We start from the raw sequence: 23,411 nt of genomic DNA, 5'->3' as shown, positions 1-23,411 counted from the left end.
TCTCTTTGATAATTTTGAAGTCCGGTTTGTTCTATTTTTTTGCGAAAATGAACGTTTGGACACACCATGAATAGGTGATATTCATTTGTCCACGGGTGGAGGATGTAGCCCAAGCGGGGGCTTTGCTATGAGGTGTGGAACGATACCGCTTGCTTGCGGAATTCGCTAGGTGTGATATCGGAAAACTTCTTAAACATTCGGTTGAACGAATTCATATTTTGATAACCCGCTTTGCGGGCTACATCCTGAATGCGGGAGCCCGGTTCGAGCAGCATTTCCTTCGCTTTACGGATCCGATAAAGAAGTACATTCCGTGATATCATTACATTCTTTTTTTAACCTCCGTTGGGGAGAGACCCCAATATTTTTTGAATACTTTGGTGAAATGAGGGTAGTCCGTGTAGCCTACCGAGTAAGCGATTTCATAAGTTTTGCGATTTGGATCAGAAAGCAACGATTTGGCCTTTTCCAATCTAAGCTTAGTTAAATACTGGATAAAGCTGATGCCAAATTCCTCTTTAAAGGATCGGCTGAAGTAGGAAGCGGACATGCCAATAACATCTGCGACCTCCTGAAGGGATAATGATTCTTTGGCAAAATGCTCTTGCATGTACTCGCTCGCTCGTTTGACATTCTGATGGCTGCCCCAATTTCGGGTAAGCCGTATGTCCTCAATCATCTCCAGTATGCGAGTTTCAACTGCTCGATAAATGAATTCAGGTTGTTCCGCTACGGTGGACAAATCCACGGGTTCCCGCCGTGGGGTGTGCCCGATCCGCTCATCTATTTCCCCGTCGATTAAAGTCATGAGATCCAAATAAACTTGCTTAAGCATCCCATAATCCTCAATTTTACCAAGAAGATGGGAATGGATGTCCATTAACTCCTCCAACACTTCACTTTCGTTTAACAGCTCAAGATGCTTGACAAGGGGGAGTGCTCTGTTCTTGCAGTACCAGATCCATTCACTGCGTTCAAGCTTCGATTGCTTCTCGTTCCTAAATCGGCCCAGCACTCGCTCTAAAGTCTCCTGTAATTGTGAGGGACTTATCGGCTTTAACAAGTAATCTACAACACCGAAACGCATTGCCATCTGAGCATATGTGAAATCATCGTGGCCGGAAATAATAATAAACTCCGATCTCAAATTCCGCTTTCTAGCTTCTTCAATCAACTCTAATCCTCCCATAACGGGCATACGAATATCAGTAATAACAAGGTTAGGGTTCCACAGTTCAATGGCCGAGAGCGCTTCCTGGCCATCTTCCGCCTCGCCAACGACTTGAAAGGGAATGTCAGATGAATCAATTAACTTTCTTAGCGTGAGTTTAATCATATGTTCATCATCAACTATGACTACTGTATACATGCTCGTCCTCCTTATCCATCTTATAAGGGAGTGTAATTGCGATTATGGTTCCATCTTTATCGGACTTTTCAATATAGAGTCCGTAAGGGGCACCAAAAGTTAAACGAAGACGATGATGCACATTTAAAAGTCCGATTCTATGGAAGGATGGTTCTGCTGCCTCTTCGTTTGAAACGATGAACTCTTCTAGAAAGTGACTATTGTACTTCTCCATTTGATCAGAAGGCATCCCTTTCCCTTTATCTGTAATTCGAAGTATATAACAATCATTCGTGATTTCATCAGATATTCCGATATACTCAGGCTTTAATTTATGTTTCTCATAGCCGTGGATGAAGGCGTTTTCGATCATGGGTTGAATCATTAATCTTACAGCTTGCACCTGAGTCAGCAACGTATCATCCAGCGTAATATCAGCTATAAAATATCGATATCTCTCTTTTTGGATGGAAAAATACGTAGATACATGAGTGATTTCTTCCTTTAAGGTAACTTCTTGGTTAGCGTAACCTACACTGTATCTGAAGATACTGGCTAGGGAGGTCGCCATATGGCTGATCGGAAGAACCCCTTCTAGAATGGCATAAGAGTTAATAATCTCTAGTGTGTTATACAAGAAGTGCGGATTGATTTGCGATTGCATCGCTTGCAGTGCTGATTCTCTTTGCTTGATTTCCATTTCCTTTTCTTTCAGTTTGGACGTATGAACGACTTCAATTAATCTTCTAATTTCACTCACCATTTTATTAAAGCTGCGGTTCAAAGCACCGATTTCATCTTGTCTATGTTCGGGGGCTTTGACGGTAAGATCTCCGCTTTCAGCCTTTTTCATGAGGCGCTGTATATTAGATAAAGAACGAGTTAATTGGAGGGAAAATCCACTAACAACGATGAGAACAAAGAGCATGAGGAGACTGCCAATCCATATTGTCATATTACGCATCCCAATTAGGTTGACAATTAACTCGTGTATCGGCACTTCAGAGACCATGATCCAATTATTTAAGGCCGATTTGTGAAAAACAACCAGGTTCTCCTGTCCGTCAATTTTCTCAGAGAAAAAGCCCTCTACGTAATGTCTATTAATATTATCAAGATAAGCTGGAGGAGCATCTTGACCTAATTTATGTTTATCCGGATGGTAAACAATGCGTCCATTCGAATCAATAACCCACACATAACCAGCATTCCCAAGCTTTACAGTTTCAGCGATCTTAGCGATTTCGTTTACATATAAATCAGTTATTAGCATGCCTTTAGTCTGATAGGTCAAAGTATCGCGAAATTTACGCGTCACGGTTAACATAGGGACCGAATCAATCACGTTGATTCCCATGTTTTTATAGCTTTCGCTATCTGTCAGATCAGACATATACTTCTTATTTCGTTCCCTAGCTAAGTTTCCCCCATAAGTCGTTGCAACACCGCTATTGGATATGATGGAGAAGCCAGAGATGTCAGACCTACCGAATAAAATGTTGGGCAGCAGCTCTTTTTCAATTTGTTGGGTCACCTTGAACAGTTGATATTGGTCAGAATGATCGATTTCCATGAATTGTTGGATCAGCGGATTAATAATTAAAGGAAAGGTGCTTCTTTCCAAATCAGAAAAATAGGAATCCAATTGATTGCTGACTTGACTAACCAATTGTTGATTGGAATGAATGGCGTTGTTTTCGATGACATCACTTGATTTTTCATACCAAAGTGTGCCAAGTATTAAAAAAGGGAGACACAAACAGAATAAGATTAAAACAACTAGTTTTATTTTAATAGAAAGGTCTTTTATTTTTCTTAGCTTCATTTTGCCTCCTAAGTCCCTAAAACTAGTGTGAATCAACCCAGGGGTACTCCCCATTTATTATAAGGAATATACTTTTTAAAGTATACTCTCAAGTTTTGCACCACAACCGGACCGTAATCGCACAAATGGACTTTAAATTAAGGAGTTGTATGTTATAAAAAGTCATGTCATCATGTGGGATGTAAACTATATAAACACAAAGGAGAGGATAACCCTTGGAGAAAAGTTCATTTTCTATCATTGGCTGCCAGCATGCACATATACAAGTTTTTATTGAGGAAATGCTGCATCTAGGGCATCGGTGTGCGGGAATCTTTGATGATCAAAAAGAGAGTAATCTTGCAGCAATTCTTTCGCATAAATATGATATTCCCCTATTGAGTAATATGGAGGATGCGCTGAAGCCTGAAATTGAAATCGTAGGCTGTGCGGCCATTAATCAACGTAAGATTGATGTAATCGAGTTGTGCGAGCAGCGGAACAAGCATATTATGCTTGACAAGCCTATGGTTACTGACCGCCATGGGTTATCCCGTTTGGAGGCCGTTATGGAAAGGGGAAACATCCAGATCGGCATGCTTTTAACAGAACGGTTTCATCCTGCTATCTACACGCTAAAGCAGCAAATCGATGAAGGCGCTTTGGGGGAATTGGTGTCCATCGCGATGAGGAAACCACATAGATTAAGTGTAAATAATCGACCTGAATGGTTCTTTCATCGAGAACAGTCAGGAGGCATTATTAACGATTTACTCATTCACGATATTGACTTGCTTCGTTGGTTTACTGAAAGTGAAATCATCACTGCTGAGGGGTACATGAGAAAACAAATCTTGAACGAGTATCCGACTTTTTACGATTCAGCACAACTGCTCGTACAAATGGAGAGTGGTTTAGTCGCTCAATTGTATGCAGATTGGCATACGCCGGGCAAAAGCTGGACTTGGGGGGATTGCCGAATTTTCGTTGCCGGAACCAAAGGGTCCGCCGAGTTAAGACTTCTTGGCGATCCGCTTGTTTCACAGACTCCAATGATGCTTAAGGTTACGGGTGAGTATAGCTTACATTCGGTTATGCTGCTAAATCCCCCATGTGGAATTATGCAGGACTTTCTTCATTGTATAGAAGGAAAGCATGCGATCCTTACCGGGAAAGATGTGCTGAACGCTTCTAAAGCTGCTGTAGAAGCAGACGAGAATGTAAAGACAGTACCTTTATTATTTAAGTAAAAATAACACAAATTTTCGCAAAAATTGACCTGTTGCTGCAAATGAAAAGTAGATATAGTTGGATCTATAGCAAAAAAGAACGAGGGGGAAAAAATGAAATCAGTCGAGATGAAAGCGATACCAAGCAAAAAGAACTATTTCATAAAGAATTGGCAAACCTACTCAATGATTGTCCCCGGACTCTTATTCTTTATTATATTTATCTACATCCCTCTATGCGGGAGCATTATCGCTTTTCAGGATTACAACATATTCAATGGCGTGTTTCATAGTAAGTTTGTCGGGCTTAAACATTTCGAGAATCTTTTTGCATATCCTGAATTTTACCGTGTACTTAAAAATACATTGATCATTAGCTTATACCAGCTTGTTCTTGGATTTCCCACGCCTATTATCCTAGCACTGCTGCTAAACGAAGTTAGGAAGATGCTATTTAAGCGAATTATCCAAACGGTACTCTATTTGCCACATTTTTTATCCTGGGTTATCGTAGGTGGTTTGTTCATTAACCTGTTGTCTCCGAGGGTAGGGATGATTAACGAAATGATCACATATTTTGGCGGAGAGCCTATCTTCTTTGTTCAAGAGCCTGGGTATTTCCGATCCATTATTGTTTCATCCGGGATTTGGAAGGAAGTCGGGTGGGGGACGATTATTTACCTAGCAGCATTAGCCGGCATTAATCCTGAGCTATATGAATCCGCTGAGATGGATGGGGCGGGGAAGTTCAGACAAGTATTCAGCATCACTTTACCTAGTATATTGCCAACCATCGCGATCCTGTTTTTACTGCGAATTGGCAGCATTATGGATACGGGCTTCGAGCAGATTTATATGTTCCTGAATCCGCTTGTTTACGATGTGGGCGAAGTGTTTGACACTTATATTTATAGGGTTGGGCTATTGGGCGCACAATTCAGTGCAACGACAGCGATCGGGATCTTTAAATCCGTTGTTGGGTTTATTCTAATCATAGCTGCTAATCAGTTAAGCAAAAAGGCGACAGGCAACTCTATCTACTAGCAAAGGAGGTTCGCCTCAAGATGAATCGAACGACTGTTTTAGAAAAGGTATTTATGAACTTTAATTATATCTTCTTAATTGCTACTTCGCTGCTCATGCTGATACCGTTTATGCATATTGTTGCCGGATCTTTGAGCAGCGGACTGGCGATTGACAGGGGAGATGTTCAACTCTGGCCATCCCAATTTACCTTGGATAACTACCGTGCTGTTTTCAGCGATCCGAATATATGGCGGTCGATCGGGGTTACGGTATTCGTTACAGTTGTAGGAACGGCTTCAAACTTGTTTTTTACTTCCCTGATGGCCTTCGGCTTAACTAAAAAGGATATAAAGGGACGCAAATTTATCATGCTGTTTATTCTCTTTACAATGATATTCCAAGCTCCCATGATTCCAAGCTATCTGGTAGTGAAGTCCTTAGGAATGATAGATACTGTTTGGTCATTGATTATTCCGGGCACAATTAGCGCATATAACCTGATTATTATGATCTCATTTTTTCAAAACATTCCGGAAGGTCTTGTTGACTCTGCGAAAATAGACGGATGTGGGGAATATCGGACTTTGTTTCGTATTGTATATCCATTATCACTACCTTCATTAAGCACGATTGGTCTCTTCTATGCAGTCTCGCACTGGAATGGTTATTACGCAGCCATGATGTACATTCGTAATCCTCACTTATATCCGCTGCAGGTTAAGCTTCGACAGCTCATCGTGCAGAATGATGCAGAGCAAATGCTGCATAATGCGGCTTTGCTTACCGTGCAATCGGTGGAGGGGCTTAAAATGGCTTCCATTATAGTGGCTACCTTGCCTATTCTGATTGTCTATCCTTTGATTCAAAAGCATTTTGTGAAAGGCTCAATGCTGGGCTCGGTTAAAGGGTGAATAATAAAAAAACACTTTTGAAATGGGGAGAGGTCACAGTGAAATTTAGAAAACCGTTCGTTGTTATGTCGTGTGCTGCTATGATGACAAGTGTTTTGTATGGCTGTTCTACTAAAACCGAGGAGCCGGTCAAACAACCACAAGCTTCTGGTCAAGCAACGTCAGTTCCGAAGCAAGAGCCCACAAAGATTAAAGTCGCGCTTGAAACCGGCGGTTTGAAATATGTGGAACAGTCATCAGACATCAATAGTGATAAATACGTGAAAAAATTGGAGGAGCTTGCCAATGTCGATCTGAATTTGCAGCTTATTCAACATACCAATTATGAGCAAAACCTTACATTACTCATGGCAGGAGGGGAGTTACCTGACCTGCTGCAGACTCACGGGATTAACACACCGCAGATCGCTCCTGCAATTGATGCTGGTCAACTTCTTCCGCTCAACGATTTAATAGACAAGTATGGTCCAAATCTTAAGAAAAATATTCCTCAAGAATCTTGGGATAGTGCAAAAGTAAGTAGGGATGGCAAGATTTATGGCATTCCTCAGCCGAACCCGATCCGTGTCGACACGGTCACTTATATCCGCAAAGATTGGTTGAATAAGATTGGTATGGCAGAACCCAAAACAGTAGACGATTATATCAAGATGCTAACTGCCTTCCGCGACCAAGATCCGAACGGGAACGGAAAGAAGGATGAGATTCCATTCTCTGCCCGTGCGAAGCTATCATTTGGGTATGCTTTCTTCGGCGCTTATGATGTCCAACCACAAGCGTGGAAATTTATTGACGGACAGCTCGTTCCAAACATTATTCGTCCTGAGATGGTTGATGCTTTGAAAATCTACCAAAAGTTGTACGCCGAGAAACTCATTGATAATGAGGTTTTGGTGAATCAAGGGAAAGATTGGGATGCCAAAATCAAAGCTCAAGCCATTGTTGGCATGTGGGCACATTCCTCAGCGCAGCCTGATTCTTGGTCCACTTCCGTGAAAGCAGGCGATCCGAAGGCGGAATTAGCAGTTATTGCTTCACCTGTTGGTCCAAGCGGTAAACCGGGTGGCATTTATTCCATGGGCTCTACAGTGTCTGATTTTGTATGGACAATACCGAAAAGTGCGAAAGACCCAGCAGCCATTATTAAATTCCTTGACTGGTATTATGCAACCGGTGACAAAGCGAAAGATGACTTCTTCGTCTATGGATTAAAGGGCACAGATTACACAGAAGAGGGCGGCAAGGTTAAGTACAACTATCCGACAACCGATCAAGGGAACAGCGAGCAGTTTATGCACCAGGAGTGGGTTCACTTCACAGGACCAAAAACGCACCTGACGGATCCGGAATACATTAAGAACAAGCCGGGTGGCGGCGGTGACATGATTCTCAAATCGTTGGCTGTCGCAGCAAAAGAAGGCTTGGTTGATGATGGCCTTGACATGCCGACCATGCCGTCTGCGGTTGCGCATCCGGAATTGAAATATGACGGATTGTGGTTGGAGTTTGCAGCAAAGGTTATGACGGGGAAAGAATCTGCTGACAAATTTAATGATTTCGTTGCGGACTGGAAGAAGCGCGGTGGCGATCAATTAATTAAAGAAGCAACAGAATGGTACAATAAAATGCACAAAAAATAAGTCTGGTAATGAATAACAAGGCCCCCGAACCCTAAAAAGTCGGGGGTTTTCTAAAATAATAGATAGGCGTAGGAGGAGAAATATGCGCAAACTACATTTGATCTGCAACGCTCATTTAGACCCTGCATGGTTATGGGAAATTGAAGAAGGTGCAGGAGAGGCGCTTTCTACCTTCCGCATAGCAGCTGATTTTTGCGAAGAATATGAGGGGTTCGTATTTAATCATAATGAAGTAATCTTATATAAATGGATTGAAGAGTACGATCCTAGTTTATTTCAGCGAATTCAAGGGCTGGTCAAACAAGGGAAATGGCATATTATGGGCGGCTGGTATTTACAACCGGACTGCAATATGCCCAGTGGCGAGTCTTTTGTGAGACAAATTCTATTAGGAAGAGCATATTTCAGAGAAAAATTTGGTATGGAGCCAAAGACCGCTATTAATTTTGATCCCTTTGGCCATACACGCGGTTTAGTTCAGATTATGGCGAAATCCGGCTTTGATTCGTATATCTTTTGCCGACCTGCGGAGAATGATTGCATGCTCCCTGATGAAGAATTTATATGGGTTGGCTATGATGGGTCGGAGGTTGTTGGACATCGGGCGTTTAAGGCTTACCTTTCCGGCCACGGCAAGGCGCACCTTAAAGTAGAGAGCTGGTTAGAAGCGAATAAGGGTAAATCCGAAGGGCTTGTGTTATGGGGGATTGGTAACCATGGCGGAGGTCCCTCAAGAATCGACTTGAACAATCTGAAAGCGTTAGCGGAGAAAACAACGGATTTCGAAATCATTCACTCCATACCGGAGGATTATTTTATAGAATTGAAAGCCAGCGGTAAAGCATTGCCAAGGTATGAGAAGGATTTAAACCCTTGGGCAGTTGGCTGTTATACCTCGCAGATTCGCATCAAACAAAAGCATCGCTTATTGGAAAATGAGATCTACATGCTGGAGAAGATGATGTCCAACGCCGCATTGCAAGGGCTTACGACATATCCGCAGCAGGATATTCAAGGGTCTCTTATCGATCTGATGATCGCCGAATTCCATGATATTTTGCCGGGATCTTCCATACAGCTAGTTGAAGACAATTCGTTAAGGCTAATGGACCATGGGCTGGAGATCATATCCAGATTGAAGGCTAGAGCATTCTTTGCTTTAACTGCCGGTCAGAAGAGGGCGGAGGAAGGGGAAGTTCCGATCTTCATCTACAACCCGCATCCTTACAAGGTGAAAGGGATATTTGAATGTGAATTTCAACTGCCCAAAGGCTCCAAGGATCAGTTTGCCAATCCTATTGTGTACAAGGACGGACTAAGACTGCCTTCTCAGGTGGAAAAGGAAGTAAGTAATCTTTATATCGACTGGAGAAAACGATCCGTTTTTGCTGCCGAGTTGGAGCCGGGTCAAATGAATCGTTTTGATGTAAAGATTGAGTTTTTGACAGCAAAGCCAAAGCCGATGCTTCAAGCAGAAAAAGGAAAGATTTTGTTCAAAACCGACGATCTTGAGGTAGTCATCAATACGAAGACGGGCTTGATCGATCTGTATAAAGCAAGCGGTGTGTCTTATTTAAAGGAGAATGCGTTTCAACCTATCGTTATGGAGGATCAAGATGACTCTTGGGGCAGTCAGATCCAGAGCTTTCCTAAGAAAAAAGGATGCTTTGGGTTGATGTCCAAAAGACAAGGCACCCGATATTCAGGACTTCCCGGAAAGTCCATAGAGAGCGTAAGAATTGTTGAAGACGGGGAAGCGAGAACCGTCGTAGAAGCACTAATGTCTTATGGCGATTCCTCTATATGCCAAACCTATAAGCTGCCGAAGCAGGGAACGGAAATTCAGGTTGATGTGCTGGTTCATTGGAATGAAAAGAAGAGCATGTTGAAATTAGCCGTACCGACCCTCTTTAACGATGCCCAATATCGCGGGCAGGTGGCCTATGGAACAGATGAATTACCAAATAACGGAAGAGAAGTTGTGTCGCAAAAATGGGTGGGCGTTTTCTCAGAGGCACACAACGTTGCTTTTACCTGCACGAATGATGGGATTTATGGCTCGGATATGTTAGATGGGGAGATGAGGCTGTCCTTGCTTCGTTCTCCTGGATATTCTGCACTGCCCGGGGGCAAGAAGACCAATACGATGCCTAGAGATCGCTTTTCCAACCGAATGGATCAGGGAGAGCGCAAATATTCATTTTGGTTTAAAGGCTCCGAGCTTGTGGACCGAGTTGCTTCCGTGGATAGGGAGGCATTGGCACATAATGAGAAGCCATACGCCCTCACCTATTTCCCCTCCGGTGCCGGAGAGCTGCCTAAACCGCTGATTACTTTGAGTGACGATGTGGTGCAGATGACTGCGTTTAAGAAAGCGGAAGCTTCCGAAGATTACATCATTCGCTTATTTGAACCAACCGGGCAACCGCGTTCTACGATCATTCATTTGCCCGCGCTGGGAATCGAGCAGCAGGTCGAGCTCGGCAAGTTTGAAATGAAAACATTACGTCTGGACGTCGAAGCTGGAAAGCTCACCCAGGAAAATGTCATGGAATGTTAATTCCTATCATAAAGAGCAAGGGAGATGGAACGATAAATGGATAAATTAGCGCTCACCGGAGGAACACCCGTAAGAACGGCCCCCTTTCCAAGCTGGCCGATTGTTGGGGAAGAAGAAGAACGATTGATTCTCGAAGTGGTTCGCTCCGGTAAATGGGGCGGATCAGGAACCCGCATTAAACTTGTAGAGCTGGAGGAGCGGTTTGCCGAACTTCATCAGGCGAAGCACGCAATCACGCTGGTAAACGGGACGATGGGGTTAACCGTGGCCCTTCAAGCTGTAGGTGTGCAGCCGGGGGATGAGGTCATTATGCCGCCGTATACCTTTATTGCAACTGCAACATCCGCATTGATATTCGGTGCTATTCCCGTATTTGTAGATGTGGAATCGGATACGCTTAATTTGGACCCGGAGAAAGTGGAGGCAGCGATTACACCGAGAACAAAAGCGATCGTCGCTGTTCATATTGCGGGTGCACCCGCAAATATGACGCGACTGAAGGAGATTGCGGCTAAGCATGGATTGCGTCTGATTGAGGATTCGGCGCAGGGAGTTGGCGCAGAATGGGAGGGGCGCAAGGTCGGGGCTCTCGGGGATATCGGATCTTTCAGTTTTCAACTTGGCAAGAATATCACTTCGGGAGAGGGCGGAATTATGCTCTCAAACGATGAAGAAGTGGCCGACCATGCTTGGTCGCTAACCAATGTGGGAAGAATTCGCAAAGGCGAATGGTATCAGCATGAACGAATCGGCTGGAATTTGCGTATGACGGAGTTTCAGGCGGCGATTGTTCTGGCCCAGCTTAGCCGCTTTAAAGAGCAATTTGCCCTGCGTGAGCGCAATGCCAAGCTATTAAATGAGCTTTTTGCTGAAATTGAAGGGATTCGGTTACTGCAGACGGATCCACGGATTACCGCTAATGGCAGGCATATGTATATGTTTGCACTGGACCCTGCGCTTGCCGATCGGATTGATAAGATGAGTGTGATCAATATGCTTAATGCGGAAGGGATTCCAGCACAGCCGGGATATGTATCTCTTAATCATAATAAGGCGGTAATTGCGGATACGAAAAAATGGACTGGTGTAGAGCGCATATATTCATGTCCAATAAGTGAGAGGTTTTGCGATAAGGAAGTATTATGGTTGATGCAAAACGTTCTTCTTGCCGGAGAGAAGGATATGCATCAAATCGCTGAAGCCGTGTTGAAAGTTATCCGTGCTGTAAGCTAACACATTGAATGGGAATAAGGGGGTTTTAGCATGAAGCTGGCTAAAGTAGGGATTCTGATAGATGAAAAAACGGCGAAACGGCGTTGGGAGTTTGGACTCAATGTATTCGAACAGTTTCTTGGAGAAATTCTTGCACACCGAGGCATAACCTTTCAATGGCTAACGAATGTGAATCAGATCAAAGCTTGTCAATTGGATGTGCTTTTAATTGGTTTGATGGAGGAGCATACAGACACTGCTTCGATTGTATGGGAATTTGCTGAACAGGGTGGAACGGTCATTTCCTATGCCGGATTAAACTGCCTTGCCGATAGATTTGGATATATGCTGGGAAGGCCAGCGGATAAAGGGTACGCTCACCTGCCATCCGACCTTTTCGAGGAAAGCAGACCACTCCGATTTTTGCAAGCCGCTCCTTGGATCCAGAAGCTCAATTCTCTTCGTGAGGAAGAAGGAGCAAAGAACAATCCCAGTGTTTATCAGATCCAAGAAACGAAAACGATCAAGCCTATAAGGGAAATAGGGCGGATCGTAAAAGACCATCCCAATGGACAGCATGCTGGCGATGCTCTTCAGCAATTTTCAGTAGGAATGGGTTTTATTGATCGGTGGTCAATAAATATTCCTTATACGGTTGTTGGCCTCATGCAGGGGACAAAGCCTGTTTTCGAGGATGGATATCCTGCGCCTGACGGAACAGGCCCGGTTAACGACGGCGTGCTTAAAGCTGATGATCAAGTAGAAATGGACTGGGAAATGGACCGAGTAAAGACGGAAACGGGCGTCCCTTATTTTGCCCATCCCTATGCGGACTTGTGGCGGGAAATTCTCATTAGCCATCTTCTGCAGCGAGTTGTAGGTCAAGGTAAGACGCTGCCATTTACCGGGTACTGGCCTAATGGTATCGATCATGTGGCTCTGATCTCCTTGGACAGTGACCATACTGGAGATACTGAAGCAGAATCTACGTATCAGCTTCTCCGCGAATGTGAAATCTCAGCTACATGGTGCATGATGGAGAAGGAGTACAGCAGGCCGATGTATGAGCGAATTCTGCAAGCAGGTGACGAGCTCGGCCTCCACTATAACGCGGTTCCTGTGGATCATGGCAGGTGGGGAGCCGATGAGTTTGAACGGCAAGCGAACTGGTTTAGAGAAACAACCGGACTTAAGCACATTTCTTCAAATAAGAATCATTTGACGCGAGTGGAGGGCTGGGGAGAGTTGTTTCGTTGGTGTGAAGCCAACGGAGTAGCCTCAGATCAAACTAGAGGGAACAGCAAAAAAGGAAATGTTGGATTCCTATTTGGAACCTGTCATCCTTATTTTCCAATGGCCTGGTCGGATGAGCACAACCGGTTATATGATGTGCTTGAAATTAGCTTCCTTTACGGTGATTTTCTTAGTCTAGATACGAGTCTTATCGCTCCTTTTCTGGAGCAAGCCAAGAGGGTGGAGGGGGTTGCCCACTTTTGCTTCCATCCTATTCATATCCATAACAAGGAATTTATCAGGGATTGGCTTCAGAGCATTGTTAGGCAAGCCAGACCGCAAGGATTTGTATTTTGGACAGGTAAGCAAATTAACGATTGGGAGCGGGCACGCAGAAAGCTGCAAATTTTCAAGCTCGACCAGGAAGGCAACCCGATTATTGAAGGCCTTATGGAATGTGAAAATGTTGTAGTTTGGATTCCGCTGACGGAAAGTGAAGAAGCTCAGTATAGGCATATATCAGAAAGACGGCATGGTGTACTATGCCGTAAAGCTGTTTTGTAATCTAATTATTTCTTAATAAGGAAGTGTGGGTATCATGGAATTTACTCCGGCTGCCGAAGTGTGGAAGGTAGCTCCAATCCGCTGGGATCATGCGAAGGAAAATGAAATGTCAAGACGCATTTATAACATTTTATTGAGATGGCTGCCATTCGCTAATGAGCAATTTGAAAAATGGGACGGAAAACCAAACAGCGGCCACTTTTTTGGCGGAAACTTTTGGTACTCCTCGGATACGGCTGCGAGCTCGTTCATTTTTGCTGTACTAGCCAAGCTTGGAGATTATGATAGGCAGGCTACAGGTATTAACCGTGAAACATTGAAGCAGAAAGCCATCATGGGCCTTCGCTACGCTGGTTTTACTCATGATACAGGACCGAGTGAATGTGTCAGGGTTAAAGGGATCAATCCTTATTGCAGTGAGAAGAAGTGGGGCGGTGAAGGAGATAACTTCTTCATGGCAAGCCAGAATGGTAGATCCATAGCTTCCTTATCACATGCCGCGTGGCTTCTATGGGATGATTTAGACGACGAAACCAGAATCCTTGTGCAGAATATGGTCGCAAGCTACGCCGATCGCTGGTCGGATGAAGAACCGCGAAATGGAACCTATTACGATACACAGTGTGAAGAGAACGCTTGGACTTCTGCAGGGATAGCTGCAGGTGTAGCTTTATTCCCTGACCATCCACATCATTCGGCTTGGAAGAAGGGATTCATACAATGGTCGATTAGCTCTGTTACTACATATAAGGATCGCTTGGCAGACCCATCCGGACTTATTGACACACCTGCAGGGAATCGAATAAAAACGGTCACATTTCACCCGGATTTCACAACAGAAAATCATGCTTTTGTACATCCCAGCTACCTATGTGCAGGAACGAATCTGCGGGCCTTCCACGCCACGCTCTCCTTAATGGGAGGGCTGGAAGTACTAGACAGTGCTGTCCATAATAATGTAAATCTATACGATCAAACGGTTAAAATATGGGCGCAGTTTGACGGATTGGCTGTCCCGGTTCAGGGACAGGATTGGTGGTACAATCGCCAACATGAGCGTCAATTAACTCATGCGATTTTGAATGTGCTGCACAATCATTCGGATGCAGCAAGGTTTGAGCGAAGCGCACTTGATACCATTGAGAAGATTCAGCTAAGCAATTCAAGGGGCTGCCTATTAGAGGAAAGAGGAGAAGAGTGTGTGATTAATCTTGCGCATGCTCAGTTTGCCAAAGATTTGGAGCCGGGCTCCGCGCTTGATTTAACAAAATCCTACCTGCTTCACGTCTTTGGGGGTCCAGGAGTGGAGCCGAACGACCCAACAGAAATGATTTCACGTCTTTCCGGTGTATATGAATACCCCTACGGGAATACCATCGTACATCGGACGAAGGAAAGCTTTACTTGCTTTAGCTGGCGCAACAATGTAATGGCTTTAAGCCTTCCCAAGAAGGGTTTATGGACGATTACTCCGTTATACGCAAGCTTTACGGGAACAGTTCAGTTTGAACAATCACTGGGAACCCCAGGTTTAACTAACGAATCTATCATTAGAGACGTGATGAAACAACGCATTAACACATTTGAGGATGGTTTTGGTGCCGTTGTTACCATAGGCAGAGGAAACCGCGAGCTCATGCAGAATGTCGCGTTTGTTGCCCTCCCAAATGGGAATAGCGTTTATGCAGAACAGTTTCATGCCGTTAAAGCTTGTAAAGTACTTGAACTTAAAACAGGTATGATAGGGATCCGTAATGAAAATTATTCGGCAATGCCCGAGCTTGCTCCAGGCCAGAGAACTCTTTATTTTCCGGGGGATTCCGAAACGTTTAAAGGGTTCTACGGGGATCAGCCCAACCTGGTAAAGAATTATCCAGAATATCCGTATGTAAATATTGATAACGAAATCGGATATTTGCTATTTGGATCCACAGGGATTACATATGTGAACAAGCATGTTTATCCCAAATGGAAAGGTGTAGAGGATATATTGATTATGAATGATGGTGGAGCCGTGGAGTTTCATGAAAATGAGACCTTAAAGCCCTTCATTGTTGTTGCCCTCCCAAATCAAACCCATGAGGAGACGGCCCTTTCCCATCAAAATGTGTCCCTGCTCTCCGATCAAGCGGAATATGCACTGCTTCTGGAGATAGATGGCTATTTAGCTTATATTCATTTTGAATCAGGTCAAAAAACAGTCTCAGGTAAGAAACTGCTCAAAGGTGGTTCGGTTCCATTATATAGAGGTAATAATCGTATTGCATCCGGGCATTACACATGGTCCGATTCGATTGAAGGATTTAGCAGTGGTTATCTGCCGGAGTTATACCGTTTGGAATCAAGTGAAATGGATTCTCTAAATCTGGATATTAACATTCTGTCAGACCGAATTACGATATTAAATGTAGGAACATCCACCGCCAACTTTCAACTAATCAACACCAAGTCCGAGCGGGTTATGAATCTGTCCATTGAAGAGGGCAGGTATGCGATTCATTAATTGCTGAAAGAAGTGGACATTCATTTCTGCTTTGGAGATTTTGGGGTGCAATGTTAATTAAGACGGAGAACAATAGTTCAACTTCGAAGGGGCTGTCCCAAAAGTAGATAAATCTATTTTTGGGACAGCCCCTTAAGGCTTATTGACCTTCCGGGACATTCGAATCGGTATTCCGAATGAAATTCATACTTCCACTAGATAAATCCAATGGAAGCAGCATGCAAACTGCGAAATTCACAAAGTGGGAGCCGAATTTCCTAATGTGACTTTTGGGACAGCCATCGAGTCGTTCTCGCCGAACAAAGGGACAAAGCTCGCGACTTTCGCCGCTCGCTGCATTAGAGTTGTTGGCTATAATGGAACCGTCAGATTTGGTGCCCTGCGAGGGACATTGATGGCTAACGGAAAAAATTAAATTTAACCGTGCTTAAACATAAAATAGAACCTATTTATATAAGTAATGTAGGAGTTATAATACTAAATATATAAGTATTCATGGCAACCGTTCAGTGGACGGTTGCTATTGTACATTTGTTCCGAAGGGGAGAGAAAATGACAATGAACAAGAGGCAAATATTTTTCTCTTTGCGCCTGAAGTTTTTACTTGCATTTACGTTGTTTATTGTGGCTCCCATTTTATTTATGATGTATCTTTACTTCGTTCAATCAGACAAAATATTTATGAGACAAATGACCGACACACAAGCCCAGGTTCTAAAGCGGGTTACGGATCGAGCCGACGATATGCTGAATCGGACGTTAAATGTTTCGAATTTGCTCACGAACGACTATGATGTCTTGCAATTGCTAAGAAGTTCGGGGCAGTCGGATTTAGATGATTATCCTACCTACCAGAGGGTAATTGGTCTACAGAGCAAGATGGACAACCTGATCTCATATATTTTGGACAACCATGCCATTGTTGCGGTTTATGGATTTAATGGCAGCATCTATGCGACCAATCAAGACGAAGCGATTCTTAAAGTGATACCGGATTATGTGAAACAAGCCAGAGAAAGAAACGGTGCTCCAGCTTGGGACGTGAACCCTTCTCTGAGAGTAAAAGGGCTTGAGGGCAACCAAGAAGGGGGCTTTATTACCATGGCCCGGTTAATTAAAGGGGAGACGACAAAGGGGTATGGCTTAGTTTTTATCGCATTTCCAATCAAGGAAATGTTTCTCGTTTCTAATGGGTTAGAGAAGGATTCCCCTGCCCAATTCCTGATATCCGATAAAAACCGTTTGCTGTGGGGACAAAATGATTTGTGGAACAGGGCTGAATCGGGAGAGGAACGATCCACATTCCTACAAACCTTAAAAGCAACCGGCTGGCAATTGCAATGGATCCCCATGCAGGAACAATGGATGCAGCAGTTGAAAAACGTACGTTCCACAACGACGTGGAGTGTCATCGTTTTATTCGCATGTTTTCTTTTCATCTATGTCATCTTTACCCTTCGTTTGATGAAGCCTATTCGCTCGCTCGTGCAGGCAATGGGAAAAGCTGCATCCGGAAATTTCGAAAAGCCCGCTTTGGCAGGAGGAAACGATGAAATCGGGCTTCTGAGCCATCATTTCAACCGTATGCTGTCGAGCTTGAAGGAAATGGTTACGACTCTTCGAGAAGAGCAGCAGCTTAAAGAGGAAGCACGGTTTCATGCCCTGCAAGCTCAAATTTCTCCCCATTTCTTGTTTAACGCACTCAATTCCATTAAGTGGCTGGCTGTATTTTCGGGCGCTAAAAACGTTGGGGATATGATTACATCCCTTGGTATTATGCTCAGCTACAGTATGAAGCAGGAGAGCGAAGTTGTCACACTGAGAGATGAGCTTGATTTTATACAACATTATTTTTCGCTGCAAAAAATTCGGTTTAACGATAATATAGAGTTGTTGATTCATGTCGATGAAAGTCTAATGTCTGCTCGCATTCTTAAATTCACCCTTCAGCCTATTGTGGAAAACAGCATCATCCATGGGAACCGTATGCCTCTGAACATCCGTATTACGGCTTATCATGAAGATGATTTGTTGTTTGTTACCGTTACAGATAATGGACAAGGGCTGTCTGAGAGAAAGCTTGCCGATGACGCTCTTGAGAAATCCGATCCCATAAGGCAAGGGAAATATAGTGGAATCGGACTTGAGAATGTTCAGAGTCGGATTCGCATGCATTTCGGGGAACCCTATGGGCTATTTATGCACAATGGCATGGATGCTGGAGCGGAGACGGTTATTAAGCTGCCTTGGAAGCGGATGGAGGATCCAGCATGACGAAGCTTTTATTAGTGGAAGATGAATTTCTGGTGAGGCTTGGACTCAAGACGTTTATTCCTTGGGAGGAATTTGGCTTTGAATTGATCGGCGAGGCAGTGGATGGATTGGATGCGCTTACCATTCTTTCTGAAAAGCCATGTGATCTCTTGATTACCGACATTTCCATGCCGAATATGGATGGTATCTCGCTGATGGAACGGGTGAAGGAATTATATCCTCACATCAAAATTTTAATTTTATCCAACTATAATGATTTTGGGTATGTAAGGCGAGCCTTGCAGCTTGGAGCTTCCGACTACATATTGAAGCTAACTATGCAGCCGGATGATCTTCAAACCAAGCTGCAGCAAATGCAAAAGGAAATCGAGAACGAACGTAAAAAGCAGGAGGAAATGTTACTGCTTAATCGGACTACGGTTCAATTTCGTCAAGAAATCACCATGGACAAGCATTTGCGTGATCTCCTGACCATGCAATACTCAAAGAAGGAAGCGGATGATCTCTCAGAGGAATATGCGAATCTACTTCCCCCATTTCCATGGACAGTTTCGATGATGAAAATTGACCGATACGAGTCTGTTGTCGATGAGAATCGCTTTAAGAGTGAAAAGCTGCTGCGTTTTTCCGTGATGAATATCCTTCGGGAAGTTATGCGCAAATATAAGGCAGGACACATTGTGGAAATGGATGGAGGGCGTTTCGGTATGATCTCCGGTATGGGGGCGGAGCCGATGCTTCAAGAGATGACGGAATGTATACAACGCTATCTCAAATTAGCTGTCTATTTCGGTACTTATGCCCCTGTTGAACGAGCATACGACCTGCATGAAGCATGCAAGTTTGCCGATGAAGCGCTTTTGGTGAGATTTTACAATGACTCGAGTCGTGTCATTCACTATAGGGAGCAAATGTTTGCAAACCAAGCTTTACCTATTTCATCACAGGATGAATGGCTTGATATGATGGCTCGGCAAGACAAAGAAGCACTTCAGAATGCCATAAGAAATATGGCGGAGGCTTATTTAGAAGACGGAGTACCTAAACCTTATCCAGATTTGGCCAGAGAACGTTGGCTGCATATTGTCCATCTATTCGAGGTGTTCCTTCAACATAAAGGAGGAGACCTATATTCAATCGTGCCTTACGAAGGGAAGTATCCTCATCATGTCGTGAGGCTATCTGAGTCCATACAAGAAATAAGCGACTGGTTGATTGGATGGATTTCAGTCTTCTTCGAGCATTTGCGCGCAAGCGCGATTCATCAGCCTCGCCCGGAAATTCAAGCCGTTCAAAGAATGATCGAAGAAAAGTACAGTACTTCCTTTAAAATGTCCGACTTGGCAAAAGAAGTTAATTTTACGGAACCGTATTTAAGCTCCTTATTCAAGAAAGAAACCGGCGAAACAATGATCGATTACATGATTCGTATACGAATGAAGAAAGCCAGGGAACTGCTCAAGGATTCCAATGTTAAAATTTATGAAGTTGCAGACGCGATAGGCTATTCGGACCCTAATTATTTCGCCAAGCTGTTCAAAAAAATTGAAGGCATATACCCGCAAGAATATCGGAAGCGCTATATTCATTAAAAGTAGATAAAACAAGACAGGTAAGATCTTAAATGAATTCATTACGCAGGAATGATCACTTTGCTATGCTAATGATGTTCCTAACGGATGAAAACAAGTAAGAGAGGGGTTTTACCAGTATGAAGAAATCGATTTATTCCGCACTATCACTCACAATGGCATTTAGTTTGATGCTTTCCGGCTGTGCAAAAGGCGACAACCCATCAAGCTCATCTCCCGCTGCAGCAACGACTGCAAGCTCCGCAGTTCCCAAGAAAGCCGTCAAACTTAAGATGTGGGGCGGCATTCCAGAAGAAAGTGGACCCAAGGACGTGGTCATGAAGTGGAACAGCTCACATCCTGATATTCAAGTGGAGTATACACGTTACGTGAACGACGATAGCGGCAACACGAAGCTCGATACGGCTCTTATTAGCAACTCCGATGCTCCAGACATCTTCTTCAGTTATGGAGAAACGAATTACAATCGCCGAGCGAATGCGGGCGTCACCTTTCCGTTGGATGATTTGATTAGCAAATATAAGCTTAATGTGGATGATATTATTGGCAAAGATAATGTCGTCCCGTATAAAGGGAAAACGCACTATCTACCGGCTATGAAGCTATTATCTTCCGTTATGATTAATCAAACGGCCTTGGAGAAAGCGGGAGAGAAGATTCCGGCTCAAGGATGGACATGGGATGACTACATGGCTCTTGCCGAGAAGCTGCATACACCGGACCAGAAGGGCAGTTTTATCAAGGTTCCAGACGATAATATGGTGCGTTTTGCCATTCTTGAGAATAAGCCGGTGGATTCCTACTATACAGCGGATGGATTGTCAACCTTCGACAGTCCTGCCGTCAAGAAGGGCTTGGAATATCAAAAAGCGCTGCAGGACAAAGGATTATCGGTCAAGTGGCCAGAAATTATCGCCAACAAACTGCTTCCTCCAAACGAGCTTCTAACCGGTAAATCAGCCATGATTTTCGGAGGTACACATCTGCTAAGGAATGTAAAGGATACGAAAAGCTTCCCGCATGACTTCAAAACCATTTTTGCGCCAGTACCCCAGTTAGAGAAGGGCGGCAAAGTGAATACAGCAGGCTTCAACGACTTCATGTCGATTAACAATACGTCTTCGAACAAAGACGAAGCCTTTCAATTTATATCGTGGTACCTAACTGAAGGGAATCTTCTCATGATTCCGGGTGGACGGTTGCCGTCTTCCAAGAAGATTGATGTAGATAAGGTGGCTGAGCTCATGGTTGGAGATGCAGGAAACCTAATTAACGTGGATTCTCTGAAATCTCTAATCAAAGGCGATTATACGTTCCCCGTTCAAACGATTTCCACCGCTTTACCGGAAATGACCAAAATCATTAATGAAGAAACAGAGAAATACGTCATGGGTGTGCAGCCCTTAGACAAAGCCATTCAGAATATGAAGACAAGAGCGGATCAAGCGATTAAGGCTGAAAAAAAATAAAGGTTGTGTTAGAAAAGGGACCTGACGGACTTCAATTTGAAGTCTGCCAGGTCCTTTTTCTGAAATTGTAAGCATTTTATATGTTTTCGGGTTTGGGGTAAGCGTGCGGAAAATAAGGCAACTGTGAGTGCTTACTTGCTTGCTGCAGGCTAAGTTTATCTGAGTTGTTTTCCTACATCTTAATATCAACGCTGTAACAACCTAAATCACGCCATTCCACTCTGATTCGCTACTGTTTATGATACGGGTATGGGTTGAATATAGCTAAATGAGGTGGCATCATGCGACGAGCGTCCAAACATAACATGAAGGAACAATTGGCGGGTTATTTGTTTATTTTGCCGAACTTTCTCGGCGTTTTTTTCTTCGTCATTCTACCTCTGCTTTTCAGCTTTATGCTGATTTTTGCAGATTGGGATTACTTAAAGGGCTTTGCTGGGCTGAGTTTCGCTGGACTAGGAAATCTTAAAAAATTAGTGAATGACGTTTACTTATGGCACGCACTCAAGAACAATTTTATTTTGACAGGCGTAACGGTGCCCAGTGCAATGGCGATAGGCTTGGTTGTAGCCGTATTGCTTAATCGACATGTTTATGCCAAGGGTTTATTACGAACTTTGTTTTTCCTTCCTTATGTCAGCAGTTTGGTTGCCGTTTCTGTAGTATGGAGCGTGCTTTACAATGCACAGGATGGCCCGATCAACGCCTTCCTAAGATCGCTGGGGGTTGCCAATCCTCCCGAGTGGTTGGGGAGCACGACGTGGGCATTGCCGGCCATCATCATTATGGTCGTGTGGACTTACATTGGATACACGATGGTGTTGTATATGGCGGGACTACAAGGAATCCCCAAAGATTTATATGAAGCGGCTTCAATTGACGGAGCCACAGGATTGAGGCAGTTTTTCAGTATCACAGTACCCATGCTGAAGCCAACTACTTTTTTGATTGCCATAACTCTTATTATCTCCACCTTCCAGGTTTTTGCTGTTGTGAATGTGATGACACAAGGCGGTCCAGTCAATTCGTCGATGGTTATTGCTTATCATATTTATCTCACTGCCTTCCAGAATTATAAAATGGGTTATGCGGCAGCGATGTCCTGGGTTTTATTCATCATCATCTTTTCGATTACTTTGGTTCAGTGGCGCAGTCAGAAGAAATGGCAGCAGCATTTTTAATGGAGGAGTGGGTTCGTAGTGATATCTTTGCGAAAATTAAGCGTTACCCTTGTCATGTTGGTTTTGGGTGTCATGGTTTTGATCCCGTTCATCTGGATGATTTCTTCATCCTTCAAAATCCAAGCTGATTTATTCAAATACCCGATCAATTGGATCCCCAAAAATCCGATTTTCTCGAATTACGAAGAGGTTTGGGGTGGCAAATATAAATTTGCTTTATTTTATTGGAACTCAGCCAAAATCACTTTCTTTACGGTTGTTGGCTCCATCATCACCAGCTCGTTGGCTGGATTCGCATTTGCCAAACTGAATTTTAAGGGAAGAGATTTTATCTTCCTTATGTACTTGGCTACAATGATCATTCCCGCTCAGGTGCTGCTTGTCCCTAGGTTTATCCTGTTCGATCGCATTGGCTTAGTTAACACCCATTGGGCCGTCATTTTACCGGGGATTTTTACCGTATTCGGAACGTTCCTGATGCGGCAATTTTTCAGTACAATTCCGAACGAGCTGCTTGAAGCGGCAAAAGTGGATGGAGCGGGATTCTTCCGGATCTATTGGCAAATTTGTTTGCCATTAACGAAGCCTGCCATTGTAACACTCCTCATACTTACTTTTACCTGGCACTGGAACGAATATGAGAATCCGTTGATCTTCTTGCGTTCAAGTGAATTGTTCACACTACCGATAGGTCTTTCCAGCTTTGTAGATGAATATGGTGCAAATTATTCCTTGATTATGGCCGCTTCGGTTTCGGCGCTGCTTCCTCTCATCACCGTCGTAGCCATTTTCCAAAGATTCTTTGTTGAAGGCATTGCCAGCAGCGGCCTGAAAGGGTAACAGCAGCGAAATTTAATAAAGGAGT

At 43.8% G+C, this 23,411-nt stretch carries 16 protein-coding genes; 13 read left to right on the top strand and 3 right to left on the bottom strand.

Annotation, left to right across the window (positions count from 1 at the left end; translation table 11 throughout):
* Window positions 1-125: 125 nt before the first annotated feature.
* The 3 genes from ASG85_RS28130 to ASG85_RS28120 are packed head-to-tail and all read right to left on the bottom strand — an operon-like array spanning window position 126 to window position 3,173.
* Window positions 126-323 carry a helix-turn-helix domain-containing protein gene (locus ASG85_RS28130; protein WP_060648439.1) on the bottom strand — a complete coding sequence of 66 codons (198 nt, stop codon included), beginning with the start codon at window positions 321-323 and terminating at the stop codon, window positions 126-128.
* A complete protein-coding gene (locus ASG85_RS28125) occupies window positions 323-1,369 on the bottom strand; it encodes a response regulator (RefSeq protein WP_060648438.1) in 1,047 nt (348 codons plus the stop codon). The genes ASG85_RS28130 and ASG85_RS28125 overlap by 1 nt, the downstream gene beginning before the upstream one ends.
* The gene (locus ASG85_RS28120) at window positions 1,347-3,173 is read right to left on the bottom strand and encodes a sensor histidine kinase (protein WP_060648437.1); all 1,827 of its coding nucleotides are present in this window, start codon (window positions 3,171-3,173) and stop codon (window positions 1,347-1,349) included. Before ASG85_RS28120 ends, ASG85_RS28125 begins: the two co-directional genes overlap by 23 nt.
* Before the next feature lie 215 nt (window positions 3,174-3,388).
* Between ASG85_RS28120 and ASG85_RS28115 the strand changes: the two genes are divergently transcribed.
* The 13 genes from ASG85_RS28115 to ASG85_RS28055 all read left to right on the top strand — a co-directional run bounded on the left by ASG85_RS28115 (window position 3,389) and on the right by ASG85_RS28055 (window position 23,386).
* Entirely contained in the window at window positions 3,389-4,402 is a 1,014-nt protein-coding gene (locus ASG85_RS28115; protein ID WP_060648436.1) for a Gfo/Idh/MocA family protein, read from the top strand.
* A gap of 93 nt (window positions 4,403-4,495) precedes the next feature.
* Window positions 4,496-5,425, top strand: coding sequence for an ABC transporter permease (locus ASG85_RS28110; protein WP_235550238.1), 930 nt, complete (start codon window positions 4,496-4,498; stop codon window positions 5,423-5,425).
* A gap of 20 nt (window positions 5,426-5,445) precedes the next feature.
* Window positions 5,446-6,318, top strand: coding sequence for a carbohydrate ABC transporter permease (locus ASG85_RS28105; RefSeq protein ID WP_060648435.1), 873 nt, complete (start codon window positions 5,446-5,448; stop codon window positions 6,316-6,318).
* Window positions 6,319-6,356: 38 nt separating this feature from the next.
* Window positions 6,357-7,958 (top strand): extracellular solute-binding protein, encoded by a 1,602-nt coding sequence (locus tag ASG85_RS28100; protein WP_057305863.1) that lies wholly within the window; start codon window positions 6,357-6,359, stop codon window positions 7,956-7,958.
* 82 nt (window positions 7,959-8,040) lie between these two features.
* The gene (locus ASG85_RS28095) at window positions 8,041-10,518 is read left to right on the top strand and encodes a glycoside hydrolase family 38 C-terminal domain-containing protein (RefSeq protein WP_057305862.1); all 2,478 of its coding nucleotides are present in this window, start codon (window positions 8,041-8,043) and stop codon (window positions 10,516-10,518) included.
* Between the two features lie 36 nt (window positions 10,519-10,554).
* Window positions 10,555-11,751 carry a DegT/DnrJ/EryC1/StrS family aminotransferase gene (locus ASG85_RS28090; protein WP_057305861.1) on the top strand — a complete coding sequence of 399 codons (1,197 nt, stop codon included), beginning with the start codon at window positions 10,555-10,557 and terminating at the stop codon, window positions 11,749-11,751.
* Between the two features lie 30 nt (window positions 11,752-11,781).
* Window positions 11,782-13,527 carry a hypothetical protein gene (locus tag ASG85_RS28085; RefSeq protein WP_060648434.1) on the top strand — a complete coding sequence of 582 codons (1,746 nt, stop codon included), beginning with the start codon at window positions 11,782-11,784 and terminating at the stop codon, window positions 13,525-13,527.
* 34 nt (window positions 13,528-13,561) lie between these two features.
* Complete coding sequence (locus tag ASG85_RS28080; protein WP_060648433.1) at window positions 13,562-16,030, top strand: hypothetical protein; 2,469 nt, start codon at window positions 13,562-13,564, stop codon at window positions 16,028-16,030.
* Between the two features lie 552 nt (window positions 16,031-16,582).
* Window positions 16,583-18,304 (top strand): histidine kinase, encoded by a 1,722-nt coding sequence (locus tag ASG85_RS28075; protein ID WP_162257292.1) that lies wholly within the window; start codon window positions 16,583-16,585, stop codon window positions 18,302-18,304.
* Window positions 18,301-19,896 (top strand): response regulator, encoded by a 1,596-nt coding sequence (locus tag ASG85_RS28070; protein ID WP_060648431.1) that lies wholly within the window; start codon window positions 18,301-18,303, stop codon window positions 19,894-19,896. The genes ASG85_RS28075 and ASG85_RS28070 overlap by 4 nt, the downstream gene beginning before the upstream one ends.
* Window positions 19,897-20,015: 119 nt before the next feature.
* The gene (locus ASG85_RS28065; protein ID WP_060648430.1) at window positions 20,016-21,365 is read left to right on the top strand and encodes an ABC transporter substrate-binding protein; all 1,350 of its coding nucleotides are present in this window, start codon (window positions 20,016-20,018) and stop codon (window positions 21,363-21,365) included.
* Between the two features lie 281 nt (window positions 21,366-21,646).
* Window positions 21,647-22,546: a carbohydrate ABC transporter permease gene (locus tag ASG85_RS28060; protein WP_060648429.1), complete on the top strand. Its 900-nt coding sequence runs from the start codon at window positions 21,647-21,649 to the stop codon at window positions 22,544-22,546.
* A gap of 18 nt (window positions 22,547-22,564) precedes the next feature.
* On the top strand, window positions 22,565-23,386 hold the full coding sequence (locus ASG85_RS28055) for a carbohydrate ABC transporter permease (RefSeq protein WP_321166610.1): 822 nt from the start codon (window positions 22,565-22,567) through the stop codon (window positions 23,384-23,386).
* Window positions 23,387-23,411: the final 25 nt, after the last annotated feature.

The sequence above is a fragment of the Paenibacillus sp. Soil724D2 genome (genome assembly GCF_001427935.1).
Taxonomy (GTDB): Bacteria; Bacillota; Bacilli; order Paenibacillales; family NBRC-103111; genus Paenibacillus_E.
This window is presented reverse-complemented; position numbering and strand designations above follow the sequence as displayed.